General features: G+C 66.3%; 12 protein-coding genes and 1 tRNA gene. 10 read left to right on the top strand and 3 right to left on the bottom strand.

Features of this window, described 5'->3' with window-relative positions; genetic code table 11:
• Positions 1-18: 18 nt before the first annotated feature.
• The gene (locus tag AB0F10_RS11110) at positions 19-321 is read right to left on the bottom strand and encodes a hypothetical protein (protein WP_360622483.1); all 303 of its coding nucleotides are present in this window, start codon (positions 319-321) and stop codon (positions 19-21) included.
• A gap of 207 nt (positions 322-528) precedes the next feature.
• On the opposite strand from AB0F10_RS11110, the gene AB0F10_RS11105 reads away from it, so the two are divergent.
• The 6 genes from AB0F10_RS11105 to AB0F10_RS11080 all read left to right on the top strand — a co-directional run bounded on the left by AB0F10_RS11105 (position 529) and on the right by AB0F10_RS11080 (position 8,618).
• Positions 529-601 (top strand) — tRNA-Asn (locus AB0F10_RS11105).
• A 440-nt stretch (positions 602-1,041) separates the two neighbouring features.
• On the top strand, positions 1,042-2,844 hold the full coding sequence (locus AB0F10_RS11100; protein ID WP_360622481.1) for a P-loop NTPase fold protein: 1,803 nt from the start codon (positions 1,042-1,044) through the stop codon (positions 2,842-2,844).
• Positions 2,845-3,218: 374 nt separating this feature from the next.
• On the top strand, positions 3,219-3,659 hold the full coding sequence (locus tag AB0F10_RS11095; RefSeq protein ID WP_360622479.1) for a hypothetical protein: 441 nt from the start codon (positions 3,219-3,221) through the stop codon (positions 3,657-3,659).
• Positions 3,656-4,921: a 7-cyano-7-deazaguanine synthase gene (locus AB0F10_RS11090; protein ID WP_360622476.1), complete on the top strand. Its 1,266-nt coding sequence runs from the start codon at positions 3,656-3,658 to the stop codon at positions 4,919-4,921. The genes AB0F10_RS11095 and AB0F10_RS11090 overlap by 4 nt, the downstream gene beginning before the upstream one ends.
• A complete protein-coding gene (locus tag AB0F10_RS11085; RefSeq protein WP_360622474.1) occupies positions 4,908-5,666 on the top strand; it encodes a TatD family hydrolase in 759 nt (252 codons plus the stop codon). Before AB0F10_RS11090 ends, AB0F10_RS11085 begins: the two co-directional genes overlap by 14 nt.
• Positions 5,667-5,858: 192 nt before the next feature.
• Positions 5,859-8,618 (top strand): hypothetical protein, encoded by a 2,760-nt coding sequence (locus AB0F10_RS11080; RefSeq protein WP_360622472.1) that lies wholly within the window; start codon positions 5,859-5,861, stop codon positions 8,616-8,618.
• 240 nt (positions 8,619-8,858) lie between these two features.
• Here the strand turns inward: AB0F10_RS11080 and AB0F10_RS11075 are convergent, their stop codons facing one another.
• Positions 8,859-10,301 carry a hypothetical protein gene (locus AB0F10_RS11075; RefSeq protein ID WP_360622470.1) on the bottom strand — a complete coding sequence of 481 codons (1,443 nt, stop codon included), beginning with the start codon at positions 10,299-10,301 and terminating at the stop codon, positions 8,859-8,861.
• 503 nt (positions 10,302-10,804) lie between these two features.
• On the opposite strand from AB0F10_RS11075, the gene AB0F10_RS11070 reads away from it, so the two are divergent.
• Positions 10,805-11,494 carry a hypothetical protein gene (locus AB0F10_RS11070; RefSeq protein ID WP_360622468.1) on the top strand — a complete coding sequence of 230 codons (690 nt, stop codon included), beginning with the start codon at positions 10,805-10,807 and terminating at the stop codon, positions 11,492-11,494.
• Positions 11,495-11,522: 28 nt separating this feature from the next.
• Here AB0F10_RS11070 and AB0F10_RS11065 read toward each other — a convergent pair whose 3' ends face one another.
• Entirely contained in the window at positions 11,523-12,680 is a 1,158-nt protein-coding gene (locus tag AB0F10_RS11065) for a tyrosine-type recombinase/integrase (RefSeq protein WP_360622466.1), read from the bottom strand.
• Between the two features lie 405 nt (positions 12,681-13,085).
• Between AB0F10_RS11065 and AB0F10_RS11060 the strand changes: the two genes are divergently transcribed.
• From AB0F10_RS11060 to AB0F10_RS11050, 3 genes are read left to right on the top strand one after another with little or no spacing between them, the layout of a single operon-like run.
• Entirely contained in the window at positions 13,086-14,702 is a 1,617-nt protein-coding gene (locus tag AB0F10_RS11060; RefSeq protein WP_360622464.1) for a class I SAM-dependent DNA methyltransferase, read from the top strand.
• Entirely contained in the window at positions 14,695-15,861 is a 1,167-nt protein-coding gene (locus AB0F10_RS11055; RefSeq protein ID WP_360622462.1) for a hypothetical protein, read from the top strand. The genes AB0F10_RS11060 and AB0F10_RS11055 overlap by 8 nt, the downstream gene beginning before the upstream one ends.
• Positions 15,862-15,891: 30 nt before the next feature.
• Positions 15,892-19,080, top strand: a complete 3,189-nt coding sequence (locus tag AB0F10_RS11050; protein WP_360622460.1) for a type I restriction endonuclease subunit R — start codon at positions 15,892-15,894, stop codon at positions 19,078-19,080.
• The last annotated feature ends 4 nt before the right edge of the window (positions 19,081-19,084 follow it).

The following is a 19,084-nucleotide window of genomic DNA, read 5'->3' as shown; positions in this document are numbered from 1 at the left end:
TTGCGCTGCGGCGTTGGCTCAGTACTTGGCGCCGGTGCCGTTCGACAGTGACGCGGCGCCGGTGCTCGACAGGTCGCTGTCCGAGGAGGTCTCGGAGGAGTGCAGCTTCTCACCGAGCTTGGACTGGTTCAGCTTGTCCTTGCCCTCGGCGACGAGCTTGTTGGCCTGCGCCTGGGCGACGCCTGCGGCTTCCTGAACCGTGGGATGCTCCCACAGCTTCTTGGCGTTGGTGGCGATCTCCTCGTACTTCTCCCGGCCGGCCCGGCTGCCCAGGACGAAGCCCGCCGCGAGACCCGTGATGAACATGAGCTTTCCGCGCATGGCGGCTCCTTCCGTTCGATGACGCTCGTGCGTCTGACCCGCTGCATACCCATCCTGCCGCTCCGTCATTCACCGTGAGCTGTTTCGTCCTTCGTTACGCACCACGCGGCGCGCCAGGGTCACCCACCTCCCGCGGGGGCGGCGCGGTCATGTATTGTCGTTCCGGTCGCCACGGTAACCGCGAACGCGGGAGCCGGGGTGCAGCAATCCCCTGTAGCTCAATTGGCAGAGCAGCCGGCTGTTAACCGGCAGGTTATTGGTTCGAGTCCAATCGGGGGAGCGTTTACGCAGGTCAGGGGCCACTTCGGTGGCCCCTTCGTCGTACCAACCCCGGTTTTTGCCGGTTATTGGTTCATACGCACACGGCAGAACATCGCCAAGATCTTCTTGGGCTCCTGCGCCCAGCTAGCGGAGGCTGGCCAGCAGCGATCGAACGATGAGTGGGCCGAGCCGTAGAGACTCTTACTCCGCTCGTGGAGGGGTCGCTGGGTCGAGCAGTTACTAGCGCTCAGCGAGGGCCGCTTCGGCGGGCGGAGATGCAGGTCGTCGTTCGTTGAGTAGATCGGCCCACGCAAGTTCGGGTGACCTTGCCGTCACGAGGCGCTCGCCCGGGGGGCTTGTCGGAGTTGTGTCCCCCCAGTACGGGCATCGCCGGTCTGCTGGCGCCGCGAGTCAGTCGACCGGCCTCATTACACTGCGATGTCTCAGCTAGTGCGATGAGTGATCATTTTCTGGGAGTATTGGGTGGCCAGTTCCAGGCATCAGGACGGCTTTGCCGCGCCCCTTTTCGACGATAACCCTGCTGTCCTGGACCTACTCGGAGGCGACGCGGTCGCTGACGCGGTCACCAGGGTCGTCACTGCTGGTGGGCTGGACCCAGTCACGGTCGGTATCCACAGCGCGTGGGGCGGGGGGAAGTCCACCGCGTTGAACCTCGTCGCGGCCCGTTTGGAGAGTTTCGGGCACGTGGTCGTGGTCCGCGTCGATCCGTGGGAGTTCGAGAACGCCGAGGACCTTCGCGGCACGTTGATCGCCCAGGTCCTCGACGAACTCCAGAACCGGGTCGAACAGACGGCAGAGGAGTCACCGAAACGCAAGCAGGTGCTGGGCCGTCTCAAGGATCTCCGTCGGCGAATCGCTTGGAGCCGTGTGGCGGGGGTTCTGGTGACGAGCGCGGTCAAGTTGTCGCCAGACCTTCCGGGCCTCATCGAGGCGCTCACTCCTGAGCCGAAGAAGCCGGACTCCGATGCCGACACCGGCGTGACCCAGGGTATGGCCGGGTTTCGGACGGCATTCGAGAATCTGATGAAGGACGTTGGCGGCATCAAGAAGGTCGTCGTGCTCGTCGACGACCTGGACCGCTGCCTGCCGCCGACGATCATGGCCACACTCGAAGCGATCAAGCTGTTCTTGTCGGTGAAGGGCATGGCGTTTGTACTGGCTGCGGACGAGGTACTCATCCGCGAGGCGATCGGGGTGCACCTGGAAGGCGCCGCCCGCGGCGGGTTTGCTCAGCTGTACACGGAAAAGATCATCCAACTGCCGATTACTCTGCCCGTGCTGTCCGCCGAACAGGCTGAGGCATATATCGCCCTGCTGCTGTGCAAGAACGCTGGGGAACTACCGTCCGACGGTCTCGACCAGGTCATCGAGTCGGCACGCCAGCGCCGCCTGGAAGGCAAGGCACCCTACGTTGTCGACCACGGTGACGGGTCCCCGAGTCCCTCGGGCGAGCACCTGCGTCTGGCCGCTCGGATCGCCGGTGGGCTGGCCGCCGATGTATGGCGCAGCCCCCGAGCGATCAAACGCTTCCTGAATGCGCTCGCGGTCCGTGAACACCTTGCCCGCGCCGGCGGTGCCGAGCTGGAACTCGAGGTGCTGCTCAAGCTGTATCTGCTCGAGGTCAGGCACCTGAATGACTTCCGCCTGCTGAGCCAGAAGACATCCCACGCACGTGTCGCGTTGCTCGGTGACTGGGAGGGCTGGGCCCTCGACGAGAGCCTGCAGCCGCCGGAGGTGAGCGAGGAGACGAAGTCCTGGGCGGCCAGCGAGCCGTCGCTGACGGGACACGAAGCAGCCATCGAGCGGTACCTTTCGGTGGCGGCTACCCTGCTCAGCGACGTTCACTTCGGTGGTGCGGTCACCGGCGCCTTGATGCGAATCATCGAGAAGCTAACCAACGCCTCCGACTCTACGCGCGCTGCCGGGGTACTGGATGCGAAGGGACTGGAGCCGGCCGAGCGGCTGATCGTGGTGAACAGCCTCGGAGACCAGCTGACCCGCCTCAGCGATGTCGGGCCGGTCATCGAGTCCCTGGTAGCGATCAGCGAGGATGACAAGGACCTGACCGAGGCGGTCAGCGTGGTGCTTAACCGGCCGACGGTGTTCAGCGTCCTGGAGCCGCACCACGTTGTTTACCTGAGCCGGTTCAGAGATGTCCTGAATGCGATCGTCGCCACGGCCGGGTTGGACGCCGACGTCGTCGAGGCTGCCCGTCAAGAGCTGTCCGAGCCGCCGCACTAATGGGGACCTCGGGCGCGTACGGGGGAAGCGGGGCCAAACCGTGGGAGGACGTCCACGATGCGTACGGCACTGCTGGCGAGGCGGGCAGTCCGGGCGGCTCGGACGAGCCGGGACCTTCCGATGAGAAAATCGAAGACTTCGTCAACGCGCTGATGAACGCCTTGGCGCGGACCGGGGGCCCGGCTCCCGGACCGTCAGGCTATCCGCTTTCATCGCTGCGGCCCCGCCGGGCAGGCGGTGCTGGCGACGGTGGGGGCGGCGGAGGCGGATCCAGCAGCTCCGGCAGAGGCGGCCGTAGTTTCGGCCGGCAGACCGCCCGAGGTGCCGCAGGCGTCGCGGGGGCCTCGGCACTTCGAAACGGCGATCGTGCCACGTTGGCCGAGCTCGGCCTCGACCTGGCCCACCTGGACAGCCTGCCCTCGTCGCGGGCAAAATGCGCCTACATCCTGGACACCCTGCTGGGGGCACCCAGCCACCCCGACGAGGTTGCCCTTCGCGCCGCGACGCAGCGCACGATGGTGGAGATCCTCAAGGCCAAAGAGCCGCCGACCCAGGCGCAAGAGATACGGCTGTTCCTGCAGAACCTGGTCTATGAGCAGGTCCTGGTCGAGCTGACCTCACGGCAGCGAACCGAGAATCTCACCCCGCAGCGTGCCAAGGAGATCGAGGTCAAAGCCAAGAAGTACCTACGCACGAGTGTGTCGAAGATAAGGCTGCCGAAGACGGCGAAGATGAGCGCCCAGACCTTCGTCAACGCCGCAGCCAAGCTCGCGGAGAAGGTCTTCGCCGTTTTCAAGATCAGAGGAGAGCGGTGAACACCCTTGAGCTGATGCCCAGCGGCTCGACAGGCTCCGAAGCCATCACCTGTGCGTGGCCTGCGGAACCGGGTAATAGCGACGAGGTTCAGACCGAGGTCGGGTGGTCGATGAGCGAACTCGGGCCAGCCGCAGCACCCGCCAAGGACTTCCTGCGCATCGTCGCTGCCGCTTACCTGGCCGACCGGACCGTGTCACGACCGCAGCTCGCCATGCTCCGCGACCTGTGCATCGTCGTGCACGTCGAGCAGCCCGAGGCATGGACCGTGCAGATGCTGGACCGGGTGGCCGACCTGCTGCACTGGCTGTCCGGCGACACCTGGCGTATCACGCTGGTCCAAGCCGACCCGGGCCCGGAGCACATCCGACCCGACGCCCCGGTTGAGCCGGCCGAGGCGGTCAGTCTGCTCTCCGGTGGCCTCGACTCGCTATGCGGCGCAATCCTGCAGCTCGACCACCCTGCTACGACCGTCTTCCTCGGGCATCGCGACAGCTCGACCTCGATTCGCAGGGCGCAGGAGACCGTCCGCGCGGCCCTGGTGGCCCGCCAGCCGGATTTCACCTACCTGCGGTACGCGTTCCGGCCCCTCCTGCCACGCCGCGAGTCGACCCCGCGAACCAGGTCTCTGCTATTCCAGGCCATGGCCACCGTGTTGGCCTCCGGACGTCGTGCCATTCGCATTCTCGTCCCTGAGAATGGCTTCACCAGCATCAACCCACCGCTGGAACCGTCACGAGGCGGGCCACTGACCACCCGGTCCACTCATCCCTGGACGTTCCGCCTCGTGCAACAGATACTCGACGCGCTGCCCTTGGCCGGCATGACCATCGCCAACCCGCACGCCACGATGACCAAGGGTGATCTGGTGGCGGCCGCGTTGCGGCCCGGCGCCGCCGGCGACCTCGCGGTGGCTGCCGCGACCGTGTCCTGCGCGAAGCAGAACGCCGGCAGGCTCCCCGGTGCTAACCCCAACCTCAACTGCGGGCTATGCATCGCCTGCATGATACGTCGCGGTGCGTTCGCAGCAGCCGGACGGACCGACCACACCCGCTACTTGGCCACCACGCTGACCGGCGCATCTCTCGAAAGGCTCAAGTACCTTCGCCGCCACGACATCGCCGCCACGACGTACGCGACCAGCGCGGGCCTCGACGAGCACCGGATCGTCGCCTCCGGACTGTGGCCGCCGCATACCGATTTCGACGCTGTACTCGACCTCTGCGACCGAGGGCTGGAGGAACTCTCCCTTGTCAACATCTAACCTCCCGACACTCGACTGCCACGCCCACATCGCCCCCGACGTCACCGCGCCGCAGATTCGGGCACTCAATGGAGCCATCATCTTCGCGATGACCCGCACCCCGGCTGAGGCCAACTATGCCGCCAACCGCGAAGACCCCACGATCCTCTGGAGCTATGGCGTGCATCCCGGCGTCCCGGGGGCCATCGCCGCTCTCACCGAGGACGGCATCCGCAGCGCGCTGAAGCGTCACCTAGTCATCGGCGAGATCGGCCTCGACCGCAAGAGCGTCCTGGAACCTCAAACCGCCGCACTCGATCTCATCTTGCGCGTTTGTGCAGACCAGCCGGTGCTGCTGTCTCTGCACAGCACCGGCCGTACCAGCCACCTCCTCGACGCACTGCATAAGCGCCCTCACGCCGGCGCGATCTTGCACTGGTTCAACGGCACCCGCGATGACATCGAACGCGCTGCGGCAATGGGCTGCTACTTCTCGGTCAACGCGGCCATGAGCGACGAACGCCTGGCCTGGATTCCCCGCGACCGTCTGTTGCCCGAAACCGACTTCCCGAGCAGTCGACGCACGACCCAAGCGCGCCGGCCAGGCGACACCACCTTCCTGGAACAACGCCTGTCGACCCTCACCGATCAGCCGGAAACCGCCGTACGCGAAATGTGGTACCGCAACCTCGCCGAACTCGCTGACCGCGCAGGCATCCTGCCTCGGCTCCCGGCACAGCTGCAGCGTCTTATCTCACGCCTCTAGGCTGCGCCGAGCAGATCGCCAGCCCCCGAGTCGCTGCCCGCAGGCCCGGGTGGATCACGCCGGGCGCGGCAGAGACATGAGGTAGTGGCAGTGGCAGCCGATACTCATGGCGTGACGTCAACACATCGAGATCAACACCGGCGAAGCCGGCGCGCGCGGTCTGTGGCCATGACGGCCGTGTGCCTGTGCCCCGTGCTGCTCGTGGTGTGGTTCATGCCGGTATCTACTGGAACCGACGCGGGCGCTTATGAAGCGACCGCGATCGCGGCGGTTGCGGCGATCACGGCGGCGCTGTTGGTTGTGGTGCCGGCCGTGGTCGTGGTCGCGATTCAGGCGCTGTCTCAGTTCTCGTGGCGCACCGTCCGAGTGCTGGCGGACCGGCAGATGGCGGGATGGGTCGGCGTAGCCGCAGTCGTAGGTGTTTGCGTTCCGCTGGGTTTGGCTGTCAACCCCAGCGCTCTCACGACACGGGTCGCTTTCACCTGCTTCATCGCGTCGATTGTCATCGTTGGTTGGGTGACCTGGAACGGGGCTCGTCGTGCCACGCCGGAATGGCTGGTCCGCCACGTGGCCACCAGAGTTATACCCCCGCGTGGTCGCTGGTCTCGAGGACGTCAGGAACTCGCCCGGCGTGTTGCCGTGCTCGGCGACCTGGTCGGAAGCCCCCGCCTGCCGGTCCGCGAGCATCGGCTCGCCGCCGTGGCGTGGGCCGTCGCCCTGTCCGCACAGGCCCGTGCCGGCGCGGACGTCGACGATGTCGCTCAGGCAGTGCGCGAGGTCGGCGCCGATCTCAGCCGCGAGACAACCCCGGATCATCGGGCGGCGATTGCGGCCATCGCTGCGCTCGGCGTGCATATGACCTGGTCACGGTCGATCAGCGATGCCGTCGTCGATGTCCTATTCGACCTCGCGGCCCAGAATCGTGCTGCCGGGCGGCATCAGGTCGCCGCGGAAGCTCTCGATGCTGTCGTCGACGCAGTCAGCGCGCGACTCGCCGAGGTCACGCCGTCGCAACAGGTGCTCACACTGGTGAATCTGCCGCGCTCCTCCATCGACCCGCCGGATGCGCCGGCCACTACGCCGGCGCCGTTCTCACGTATTTCTCCCCGCCCGACGGTCGTCGTGCCGCCCACATCGTTGAACCGTGATCGGTCCGCGTTCGAGCAGGTCAATCAGCTCACGCGTCAGCCAGTGAGTGTCACAGACCTCGGGCAGATGCTCGACGACCTTGATCTCGATCGAGCGAGCGCGCAGGACCGGAACCAAGACGCTTCTACCGGCGGTGACCGGGGCTACGAGCTGCTGGAGTCCACCGTCAATCGAATGATCGCCGTTCTTGCCTCACCCACGGCTACGTCAACCAGCTGGTCCGGCGGATACCACGAGGCCAGCGACTTCTCCGCGGACGTTGAGCGTCTCGGCCTGCTGGGTCACCGCTTGTACACCGGCCATCGGTATTCGCGATGCGATGCGATCGAGACCCATCTGGAAACGATCGCAGCCAAACTCATCGGCACCGATGCCGCCCCGTCGACGCCGCCGGACCGCACCAGATGGCGCATCGCTCATCTGTCGCGCCGCCCCAGCCCGGCGCCGATGATCGCCGCCACTTTGCGGGACCTGGCGATCGACGCGTTCGACGCCGGCTATGACCGGCGGGCGCTGCTGACCGGTCGCCGCCTGCTCAGTCTCGCCACTGCATCGGCGATCGCCGGCGATGATGTGGCGACTCGCTCGTACACCGACGCGGTCTACATGGTCATCAACCGCACGACCCGTCACGGACGCTCGGCGGCCGTCGTAGAGCGAGGTGCTCTCATCATCGCGGGATTGATCCGCGAGTCGGACGACCTGCGCCGGGCACTGCCAGCAGACGAGGTGGATCTGGACGGCCCGGTCAGCCTGCTGAGCGTTCTACCGTGGCAGGCGGGCGGGTTCGAGTCCGTCTTGGCTACCGCTGCTTGGCAATCCGAGCTCCGCGCTGCCGGCTGGCTTCCGGACGCCCGTACACGCCGCTCGGACCGAATCGTGGGCGGCCGCCTCGCCTCCGCCGCCCGTGACAAGGCGTTCGAGGAGCTCAACTCCCAGCTCGGGGATTCCGATCTGATCTATCCGATCGCCCTCCTGCTGGCGCTCTGGGCCGACGCCGTGGTGGCGCGGGCGAAAGGAGACAACGAGCCGGCCAACACGCTCGCCGCGTACCTGGCCGACCAACTGGCGGAGCTCGACGACCAGAACCGGGACGAGTGGTCGGAGCCTGACGAACCCATGCCCGTCGAAGAGTTGGAAAGTCTCGACGACGTTCCAAGGCCCAAGTTCATCAGTTCGCATCTGCGGCGCATCGTCGACGCGATCACCGTCTGGGCGCAGCCGGAGACTCAGATGGTGCCGGTCATACCCGCCGCCAATGCCGGTTCCCGCCACCTGCTCAGCTTGCTAGCCGAAGCGGTCCGTAACCCCGAATTCCAGAATTGGACCTACCATGGCGTGGCTGACGCCGAGGGCAGCAGCTTGGTTGTCATCCAGTATCCCGACGGAGAACGAATTCTGTTGCGGGACCAGGAAGCTGGTGCTCGGGGCCTATTCACCTGGGGCTATTCCGGCAATGGTCCTCACACGCTGGCCGAGGCGCTAGCCACACATGCGGCCGGTCCGCTGCTGCGTTGCACCGATTGCTTCGGCGCCAGCCCTATTGCACACGGGCTGATCGTTTGCACGAACTGTGCCAACAGCGGCCATCGGCCCGGTATCGCGAACTTCGCGATGCTGCTGGTCGAACGCGTGATCTCGGACCTACCGCGAGAGACCGAGAGTCCGTCCGCGCTGCCGAACGTCATATGGACGATTACCCGAGCCGAGCTCATACGGTCGGTGACCGGCCGCAGCCGACGCCGAACGCCCCGCGGCCGCCGAGCCCTCGACGGCGCGCCGGAGCCGGTCCCGGCGACCTAACAAACGCGCCGACCTCGCGAACGCGCCGACCTCGCACGCCAATATTCCGGCGACCGGGCTCTCGTCACCTTCGGCTGGCGCGAACGGAACATTCAGTTCATCTGGCCGGATAAATCCGCGTCGAAATCCAACACCTACGTCGCAATCACCACGATGTCTGGCGATTTATCCTGCAGCGTTGATCGGTTACGAGGCCACCCAAGTTACGCCCATGGCCCAGACCGCATGTCAGGGCCGAGTCTAACTAATAAGGTAGTCGATTCTCTCGCGTAAGAGGTTGAAGATTGCTTTCTCGCGTGGCTGCATCTCTGCCACCACTCGGCGCTCTCTAACCAATTCTTTCAGGTCATCGTCGTCCAAGGGGATCAGATAGCCGCGTCCGTCAGACGCAGTATCTTTGCAACGCTTCAGAAACAGATCCTTGTCCTGAAGATTTCGGCAAGTGAGTATACCGACCCAACCTCTATGATCCGACAGGCGTCCTGCTAGCTGGTCCAGCTCCGGATTCCTAGGATCCTCACTGTAATTCTTACATTCTACCGGTAGTTCGCGAACCTTGAATCTTGAACCGAGCCACGAAAAGGTGCCCAGGGGGCTTAGGTTGTCATAGGCGATGTCGACCCTCTTGCGTTTCTCATGGATCTCTCGCTCTTTCCTGACATTGTCAAGGTGAGGAAAGAAGAGAGCGGAAAGCAACGCCTCTACCGCGTGGTGATACAGCGTAGCCGCTGCGTTTCCGGGCGGAGTTCGCAGTACAGCTCCAAGTAGGGCGTCGTAGTCGGGTTCTGGTACCCCGAGTGCATGCGACAGTCGAGTATGACTAAGGACAGGAGATGTCTGATGTGAGACTGAACCCTTATACTCGGGGAGCGCCTCAGGAAACTCTGTTGTGTATTTGACGATGGCCAGTTTGTTGACCGGATATTTTTCCCTTAGCCTCCAGCGGTCGACCCTCGGACTACCCCCGACTATTTTTACCAAGTTCGAGCGAGCGTCAATCTCTTTACTCTCGTAGTGCGGGGCTAGAAACCCGTTGAAATAGCGTTCATGGTGGAGTGTAAGTCGAACGCGAACGATCGACTTAGGTATTAGCAACAATGGCCCGTCGTCGGTGCGCGGAAGCCCTACTTGATCTTCTTGCCACTGAAGAGAATTTGGGTTCCATACTATGCCGCTATGTTGCCGGTCGAGGTTGATTCCGTAGTATTCGCAAACCCGGTCAGTGTAGCGAATCAGTGCTCCCCGAAGGACGTGAGTTGAGATATCAGAGATAATATCCGGCCCAATGTCAGGGATGAATAGTGCGGAATCTTCCAAATCGGCGAGGACACCGCTCTCCGCTGCTTTGCTGGATGCGATTCTGGAGGCTACTCTTTCTGCGCCTATTCCCCCGAGGCCGCGACCGCGAGACCGCCCCTTAGAGTATCCGAGGTGTGTCTCATTCGGCTCGCCGAGCTGCCCTAATAAGTAATATATTCGATCATCGTCGCCGGAGCGGATTGCTGCGAGGAGTTCACCAAAGAACGACGCCAGCATTTCCTTGCAATCCTCCGCCCATGCTGACTGTTGAATTCTGATGGCGCGCGGATCAATGAATACTTGCGAGTCGGTAGCAGTATCCACATCGACGAAGTCAAGCTCGGACTGGCTGCGACCAAGGTCGAAGTATTCCGAAACTCTCATAGCTTGGGCTCCCGGCTCCGGTGGCTACCCTGCAGACTATGGCCACTGAAGGTAGTCAATCAATTACCGGGTGAACTCACTCACGTGGCGCCCTCAACGAGCCCTGCCGTTTCGTCATAGTCCTCTGGCGTTTGTCCAGGTCGACCGGCGTGGCGCCGTCAGGCTGATCCGATCCGCGAACAGCGTCGGACCCGCGCTGCCGACGGTGCGGGCACCGCTGGAGGTCGTGCCAGGGCTCCAGTCACGGGCCCGGCCGATCGGGCGGCCGGAGGGGAATCCGTGGATCACGAGTGGCTCCACCAAAGCGATGGACGGCTTCGAAGGCGATCCGGACTTCATCGCCCAGTTCGGCCCGGGTCGACACGCTCGTGGACTCCTGGTTCTGCCAGGTCCAGCTTCCGTCGCCTACGTCCACCCATCCGTTCGCCGCCGTGGTTCGCCCGGGGCCAGGTCCGCGGTCGCGCACCGGAGTAAAGAGGTGGACAGACTCATACCGTGGACGAGTGACCACCGGCCTAACGCAGGAACAGAAGCTGTCTCTAATCCACGAGTGCACCGATGCGTCGTCACTTTTCACTCGCGGGCTTGACATGCTCACGTCTATCCGTGACGACGACACCGGCGCCGTGGCGGTGATGTCGCTGCTCGCTCTCGGAGCGGAGAAGATGCTCAAGCTGACCATCGGCTTGGCGGCGGTGGACCGAGGCGAATCGTGGCCGTCGAAAGGCGACATGCAGGCCATCGGGCACAGGGTGATGAAGGCGGATCTGGTGGCTCGCCCGCTCGTGGACCTACGTCCTGGTACGGCTCCGGGGCATGTTGCCGATCTCAAGGACCGGGTGGCTGCCGACAGTGTGCTGCCGACTCTGCTCGAGGCTTTGGATCGATTCGGAGCTGCCGGCCGCTTTTACCATCTGGACATCCTTGCGGAGAAGACGCAGCCCGAGCAGTCGCCGAAGCATCTCTGGCATGACGCAACCGCTGCCGTTATGACGCAGGACCCGAAGTTGGCGTCTGCTATCGATAGCGCAGCCGACTTTGCGGCGGCCCGCCGTCGATGGAACCAGGTGATGGTCACAGCGCTACAGCTGTGGTGGGAGCTGTACCACGCTGCATGGCAGACAGGAGCAGTTGGAGACCTAGCGCGCCAGTACTCCGGTGAGCTGAAGCTCCGGGCCATCGCCACCGTTTGACCGTGAATCGGTCAAATGGGAAGTATTCTCAGGCGTCGTCGAACCGCAGGATGTCAAGGGCCTTCGCGGCGCCGGTGTCGAGGGTCTTTCGGGCAAAGTAGGTGTCCTGGGTCATGCTGACTTTAGCGTGTCCGAGCTGGTCGGCTGCTTGGCGGGCGGTGAGTCCGGCTTCGTCCATGAGGGTGGCCACCGTCTTGCGGAGGATATGTGACGTGAGGTCGGGCAGGCCGGCGTACGTGAAGGCGTCCTTGATCTGGTGGTCGATGTTGGACGGGTCGCGCAGGGTGCCGACCGCAGAAGGGAAGACCAGGGCGAGCTCACCGAACCTGAGGTCCTCGCGCCGGCGGCGGGCGAGTAGGAGGGCGACCGCCCAGTCGGGCAGGATCAGAGTGCGGTAGCCGGCTTCGGTCTTGGGCTCGGGCTTGATGATCAGGCCGGTGGCTTTGATCCGGATCACTGTGCCGCGCACCTCTACTGTCTTTGTGTCGAGGTTGACGGCGTCCCACGTGATGGCCAGTGCCTCGCCGATGCGCATGCCGGTGGCGGCCATGACGTCGATCAGGTCTGGCAAGTCTCGGCGACGGGCAACCGGGTCGTAGGTGACGTACGCGCGTAGCTGCCGGATACCGGCGGCGGTCAGTGCGCGGGGCTTGCCCTTCTTGGGTTTGACGCTGATTGGTGAGGTGTCGCGGACGGGGTTGCGGGCCATTGCGTCGAGGCGGGCGGCGTAGGCACAGACGTTGCTGAGCACCGACCGGGCGGTCTTGGTGAGGGCGGGGCCGTGCTTGGTTTCGACGGCGCGCAGGAAACGTTCGGCAGTACCGACGGTCAGCTCGCGGCACCGGATGTTGCCGACGGCGGGGATGATCTGTGCGTCGATGCGCTCGCGGTAGATGCGTTTGGTGCCGGGGCTCTTATCACTGAGGGAGAAGGCGGCCCACCATGCTTCGGCGACGGTGCTGAGTTTGGTGTCGGGGTTGATTTCGGCAGTGGCGTCGACGCGGACCCGGTCGCGGACGGCTTCCTTGAGGGTACGTTCGGCGGCGTTCTTGGTGGTGCCGCTGCGTTCGATGGCACGGACGACACCGTCGTAGTCGCGGAAGCCGCATCGGGCCCGCCAGGACGTACCAGATCCGATAGTCCTGATTTTGCCTGCGGTGCCGATCGAGAGTGGCGGACGTCCCATGAGTGCCCCCGGACTTACTCACGTTTTACTACGCTCAATATCGAGATATAACGATCGATGATGAGTATCGCGTTGCTCAATACAGCAGCTCAGAGCGTATATGCGAGGACGCATGCAGGCAACGATGTTAAGATCTGGCTTTTCCGGCAGGTTATTGGTTCGAGTCCAATCGGGGGAGCTTTTCACGCAGGTCAAGGGCCACTTATGTGGCCCTTTTTTCTTGTACCCCCCTGTGGGCATATGCCCGATATCTCACGTCGTGCGCTGATCGTCGGCCCAGCTACCCGCCGCGACCCCGCCCGGCCCGCCGACCGAAATGCGGGAACTCGCCGTAACCGGCTTGCCCGGCGGCGCCCTGACACCTTTGTACGGTACGAGCTCCTGACCGAGAGAACGGAATCACCGGTGCCCCCACGCAAGCGCGCCACTGGACAGGGCGAACTGCCCGGCATGTCCAGCACCAAGCAGATCCAGGACATCCTCTGGAGGGCCGCCGACAAGCTGCGCGGCTCGATGGACGCCGCGCAGTACAAGGAGTTCGTCCTCGGCCTGGTCTTCCTCAAGTACGTCTCGGACGCGTTCGCCGAGCGCCGCGCCCAGATCGCCGCGGACCTGACCGGCATCCCGGAGGACCGCCGCGCCGGCTTCCTCGACGAGCGCGACGAGTACACGTCGGAGAACGTCTTCTGGGTGCCGGAGACCGCCCGCTGGGACTACCTGGTGGACAACGCGCCCAACGGGGTCGGCGCGCTGCTCGACGAGGCCATGACCGCGATCATGCGGGAGAACAGAACGCTCGAGGGCGTGCTGCCGAGGATCTTCAACCAGAACAACGTCGACCAGAAGCGCCTCAAGGAACTCGTCGACCTGATCAGCGACGCCCGCTTCACCGGCCACGGCGACCGGGCGGCACAGGACGTGCTCGGCGAGGTCTACGAATACTTCCTGGAGAAGTTCGCCCGCGCCGAGGGCAAGCGGGCCGGCGAGTTCTACACCCCGGGGAGCGTGGTCAGGCTCCTCGTCGAGATCCTCGAGCCGTACGAGGGCCGCGTCTACGACCCGTGCTGCGGGTCCGGCGGCATGTTCGTGCAGGCCGGCAAGTTCGTCGCCGCCCACGCCGGGCGCGAGCACACCCACGACATCGCCGTGTACGGCCAGGAGGCCAACGAGCGCACCTGGCGGCTGGCGAAGATGAACCTCGCCATCCACGGCATGGACCCCAAGGGCATCGGCGACCGCTGGGCCGACACCTTCGCCGACGACAAGCACCCGGACCTGCGGGCCGACTTCGTCATGGCCAACCCGCCGTTCAACATGAGCGACTGGGCGCGCCGGGAGGGCGACCCGCGCTGGCGTTACGGCGTGCCCCCGCAGGGCAACGCCAACTACGCCTGGCTCCAGCACATGATCTCCAAGCTGGGCGACCGCGGCAGCGCAGGCGTGGTGCTGGCGAACGGCTCGATGTCGTCCAAGCAGTCCGGCGAGGGCGAGATCCGCCGGGCGATGGTGGAGCACGACCTGGTCGCCTGCATGGTCGCCCTGCCGCCGAACCTGTTCCGCACCACCGCGATCCCGGCCTGCCTGTGGTTCATGACCAGGGACAAGTCCCCGCAGGGCGCCAAGGCGCTGGCCGACCGGCGCGGCGAGATCCTGTTCATCGACGCGCGCGGCCTGGGCACGATGGTCGACCGCACCGAGCGCATCCTCACCGACGAGGACCTGGCCAGGATCGCCGACACCTACCACGTCTGGCGCGGCACCCGGTCGGCGAAGGCCAAGGGTCGGACGTACGAGAACGTCGCCGGCTTCTGCCACTCGGCGAGTCTCGACGAGGTGGCGGCCCACGACCACGTTCTCGCCCCCGGCCGCTACGTCGGCACCACCGAGGCCGAGGAGGACCCGAACGCCGAGGCGCTCCCCGACCGGATCGACCGCCTGGCCAAGGAGTTGTACGCCCACTTCGACGAGTCGTCGCGCATCGAGGCGGCGTTCCGTGATCACCTCGGGGCGCTCGATGTCTGAACGGCGGACGCTTGGCGACGTGGTCGAACTCCAGCGCGGCACCACGTATCTGAGCCGGCTGCTCGGTGAACCGGGACCCGCCCTGCTCGGTCTCGGGGTCATCAAGCGCCACGGGGGTTTCAAGGGCGCAGGGCTGAAGACCTACGGCGGCGACTCCGCCGCCAAGCTGCTGCTGCGGCCCGGCGATCTCTTCCTGTCCCTGAAGGACGTCACGCAGGAGGCGGCCCTGCTCGGCGCGGTGGCCCGGGTGCCCGATTCGGTGCCGGTGGGCCGGCTCACCCAGGACACGGTGAAGCTGACGGTCACCGACGGCGACGTCGACCCGGGCTACCTGTACTGGATCCTGCGGGCCCCTCAATATCGCGAGTACTGCCGCCAGCACGCCGTCGGCACGACCAACCTGTCGCTCTCGAGAGAGGACTTCCTGAGCTATCCGCTCCCGCCGGCGACGGCCGCCCGGCTGAGGCTGATCGAGCTCTTCGAAACCATCGAGGCGAAGATCGCGGTCAACAACCGCATCGCCGTCACGGCCGATGCGCTGCGGTCGGCGATGCTGGAGCACGCCCGCCGGGAACGGCCTCAGGACTTCGTGGCGCTGCCGCTGTCGCAGGTCGCCGAGTTCGTCAACGGCCGCGCGTTCACCAAGGACGCCACCGGGGACGGCCGCATGGTGATCCGCATCGCGGAAATCAACTCGGGCCCGGGATCGTCGACGGTCTACAACGACATCCAGGTCGACGAGCGGCATCTCGCCCGCCCCGGAGACATCCTCTTCTCCTGGTCCGGGTCGCTCGCGGTCGCGCGCTGGTTCCGGCCCGAGGCGATCATCAATCAGCACATCTTCAAGGTCATCCCGCGCGGCGAGAACCCCCCGTGGCTGGCCTTCGACGCCGTTCGATCGAAGCTGATCCACTATCGCGCCGTCGCCGCGGACAAGGCGACCACGATGGGCCACATCCAGCGTCACCACCTCGACGAGGAGGTGCTCGTCCCGGGCCCCACCGCGACGGCCCGGCTGGACCGGCAGGCGGCCGGCCTCTGGCGACGCGCCCTGGTGGCGGAGCAGGAGTCGCTGACCCTGATCGCGTTTCTCGACACGTTGCTGCCGGAGCTGTTGCCGGGGCGGCTGCGGGTCAGGGACGCCGGGGAAGCGGCCTAGGCGACGATGAGTGGCGGGGGAGGGGCTGGGATGAGCGAGGCCGACTGGGAGGCCGTCGCGCTGGCGGAGCTGGGCGCCCTAGGCTGGGAACCGGGCGCCGGCAGGGACTTCGCGCCCGGCTCCGGGCAGCGTCGCGACTGGGCCGACCTGGTGCTGGCCGGGGACCTGCGGGCCGCGATCGAACGGCTCAACCCCGGCCTGCCGCCGGCCGCGGTGACCGACGCGCTGCGGGCCGCCGTCGACGTCGCCTCCGGTGAGGCGTTCGCCGAGAACCGCGACGCGCACGAGCGGCTCGTCGACGGCATCCGCTCGGTCTCCCACACCGACGCGCACGGTGCCGCGCACACCTCCACCATCCGCGTCGCCGACCTGCACGACCCGCTGCGCAACAGCTACCGGGCGATCAACCAGGTGATCGTGGTGGACGGCGACCGGCGGCGCCGGTTCGACATCGTGCTCTACCTCAACGGCCTGCCGGTCGCCGTCATCGAGCTGAAGAACGCCACCGACGAGACCGCCACCCTCACCGGTGCGCACGCCCAGCTGCGGACCTACCTGTACGAGTTCCCGCTGGCGTTCCGGCACGCCGTGCTCTGCCTCGTCTCCGACGGGATCACCGCCAAGTACGGCACGCCGTTCACCCCGTACGAGCACTTCGCGCCGTGGAACATCGACGACGAGGGCCGGCGGGTCGACACCGCCGCGCCGGACTACGACGGGCCGGAGGCGCTCGCCGTCGCGCTGCGCGGACTGTTCCAGCGGCGGCGGTTCCTCGAGCTCACCGCCGGATTCGTCAACTTCACCGCCAGGACGAAGCGGATCGCCAAGGCGCATCAGCACTTCGCCGTCACCCAGGCGGTCGAGAGCATCGTCCGGGCGGCGCGGGGCGACGGCAAGGCCGGCGTCGTCTGGCACACCCAGGGCTCCGGCAAGTCCGAGGAGATGGTGTGCACGGCCGCGCTGACCGCCCGCCACCCGGCGCTGAAGAACCCGACGATCGTGGTGGTCACCGACCGCAACGACCTCGACGACCAGCTCTTCGACACGTTCGCGGACAGCGAGCGACTGCTCGGCCAGGCGCCGGAACAGGCCGGCACCCGGGCCGACCTGCGGGACAAGCTGTCCACCCGCAACGCGGGCGGCATCGTCTTCACCACGCTGCAGAAGTTCGGGCTCACCGTGGACGAGAAGGCGGCCGGGCGCTCGCATCCGCTGCTCTCCGACCGGCGCAACATCGTGGTGATCGTCGATGAGGCGCACCGCAGCCACTACGACAACCTGGACGGCTACGCCCGCCACCTGCGCGACGCCCTGCCGAATGCCACATTCGTGGCATTCACCGGCACCCCGATCTCGGCGGCCGATCGCAACACCCGCGAGGTCTTCGGTCGCTACATCGACACGTACGACCTCAAGCGCGCCGTCGACGACGAGGCGACCGTCCGCGTCCACCACGAACCGCGGATCATCCCGGTGTCGTTCCCGCCGGACGTCGACCCGGCGGAGCTCGACGAGAGGGCGGACACCGCATCGGCCGGCCTGGACGACGCGGAACGCCGCAGGGCCGCGGAGTCCGCCGCGAAGATGAACATCATCTACGGGGCGCCGGACCGGCTCCGGACCCTCGCCGAGGATCTCGTATCGCACTGGGAGGCCCGGCGCGAGCTGGTGTCGCCCCAGCTCGGTGGCCCCGGCAAGGCCATGCTGGTCTGCGCCACCCGGGAGATCTGCGTCGCCGTCTTCGACGCCATCGAGAAGCTGCGGCCGGGCTGGGCGGAACCGGCCGTCGACAAGGGCAAGATGAAGATCGTCTTCAGCAGCCTGCCCACCGACGACGCGATCTTCCACCCGCACCTGCTGCGCCCCTCCCAGCGCAAGACCATCCAGGCCCGCGCCAAGAACCCGGACGACGAGCTGGAGCTGCTCATCGTGCACTCGATGCTGCTCACCGGCTACGACGCGCCGCCGATCCACACCATCTACATGGACCGGCCGATGCGCGGCGCCAACCTGATGCAGGCCCTCGCCCGGGTCAACCGCCGCTTCCGCAACAAGCAGGACGGGCTGCTCGTCGGGTATGCCCCGCTGACCGAGAACCTGCGGAAGGCGCTCACCGAGTACAGCTCCGCCGACCAGGCCGACCAGACCCTCGGCCGGGAGATCGACCGGGCCATCAGCGAGGTGCACAACGAGGTCTCGGTCATCGCCGGCCTGCTGGCGCCGGTGAAGTGGCAGGAGATCCTCGCCGACGAGGGCAACGACCACCGATGGATCCAGGCCGTTCGCAAGGCCGCCAACTTCCTGCGCGACCCGCGTACGCCGGGCAACGCGGTCGAGGGCGACGCCAAGCCCCTGCACAGGCGTTTCCGCGAGTCGTCCGGCCGGCTCGAGAGCTTCCACGCCATCTGCGCCACGAGCCGGGACTTCCGGGAGCGGGCGGGCGACTTCGACGCCCTGCGGCGCGACATCCGGTACTTCACGGCCGTACGCATCATGATGGTCAAGCTCGACGCCGCCGAGCGTGAGGCACGCGGCCTGCCACGCACCGCCGAGGTGCAGTGGTATCTCGCGCGGCTCGCCGCGGAGGCGGTGGACGCCGCCGAGATCACCGACATCTACGCCGAGGCCGGCCTCGGCAGGCTGGACATCACCGACCTGAACGCGGCGGCCGTCCACCGGCTGGAGCACTCCGGGACCCCGCACCTGGCGGTCGAGGCGCTGCGCCGGCTGATCGAGCAGAGGATGCGCGAGGTCACCAGGCACAACGTGGTACGCCAGGAGGGCTTCTCCGCCAGGCTGGAGGAGCTGATGACCCGGTACATGAGGCAGCAGCTGACCAGCGCGCAGCTGATCGCCGAGCTCGTCGCCCTGGCCAAGGAGGTCTCCGCCGACGCCCGGCGCGGCCGGCGCTTCGACCCGCCGCTCGACCACGCCGAGCTGGCCTTCTACGACGCCGTCGCGCAGCACGGCGTCGCCCGCGCGGCGATGGGCGACGACGAGCTGGCGAAGATCGCCCGCGAGCTCGTCAAGACCATCCGCTCCAGGATCACCGTCGACTGGTACTCCCGCGAGCCGGTCCGGGCCAAGCTGCGCACCCACATCCGCCGGCTGCTGGCCAGGCACGACTACCCGCCGGACCACGAGCGCGCCGCCGTGGACCTGGTCATCCGCCAGCTGGAGACCTTCGCCGCCGAGTGGGCGCCGGAGGCCCGGGCCTGACCTG

The sequence above is a fragment of the Actinoplanes sp. NPDC026623 genome (assembly GCF_040638275.1).
Classification (GTDB): domain Bacteria; phylum Actinomycetota; class Actinomycetes; order Mycobacteriales; family Micromonosporaceae; genus Actinoplanes.
This window is presented reverse-complemented; position numbering and strand designations above follow the sequence as displayed.

What these genes read in the sequence shown, in the direction of transcription:
- AB0F10_RS11110 (WP_360622483.1), bottom strand. Translation starts at nt 321, where the DNA reads ATGCGCGGAAAGCTCATGTTCATCACGGGTCTCGCGGCGGGCTTCGTC.
- AB0F10_RS11075 (WP_360622470.1), bottom strand. Translation starts at nt 10,301, where the DNA reads ATGAGAGTTTCGGAATACTTCGACCTTGGTCGCAGCCAGTCCGAGCTT.
- AB0F10_RS11065 (WP_360622466.1), bottom strand. Translation starts at nt 12,680, where the DNA reads ATGGGACGTCCGCCACTCTCGATCGGCACCGCAGGCAAAATCAGGACT.
- AB0F10_RS11055 (WP_360622462.1), top strand. Translation starts at nt 14,695, where the DNA reads ATGTCTGAACGGCGGACGCTTGGCGACGTGGTCGAACTCCAGCGCGGC.
- AB0F10_RS11050 (WP_360622460.1), top strand. Translation starts at nt 15,892, where the DNA reads ATGAGCGAGGCCGACTGGGAGGCCGTCGCGCTGGCGGAGCTGGGCGCC.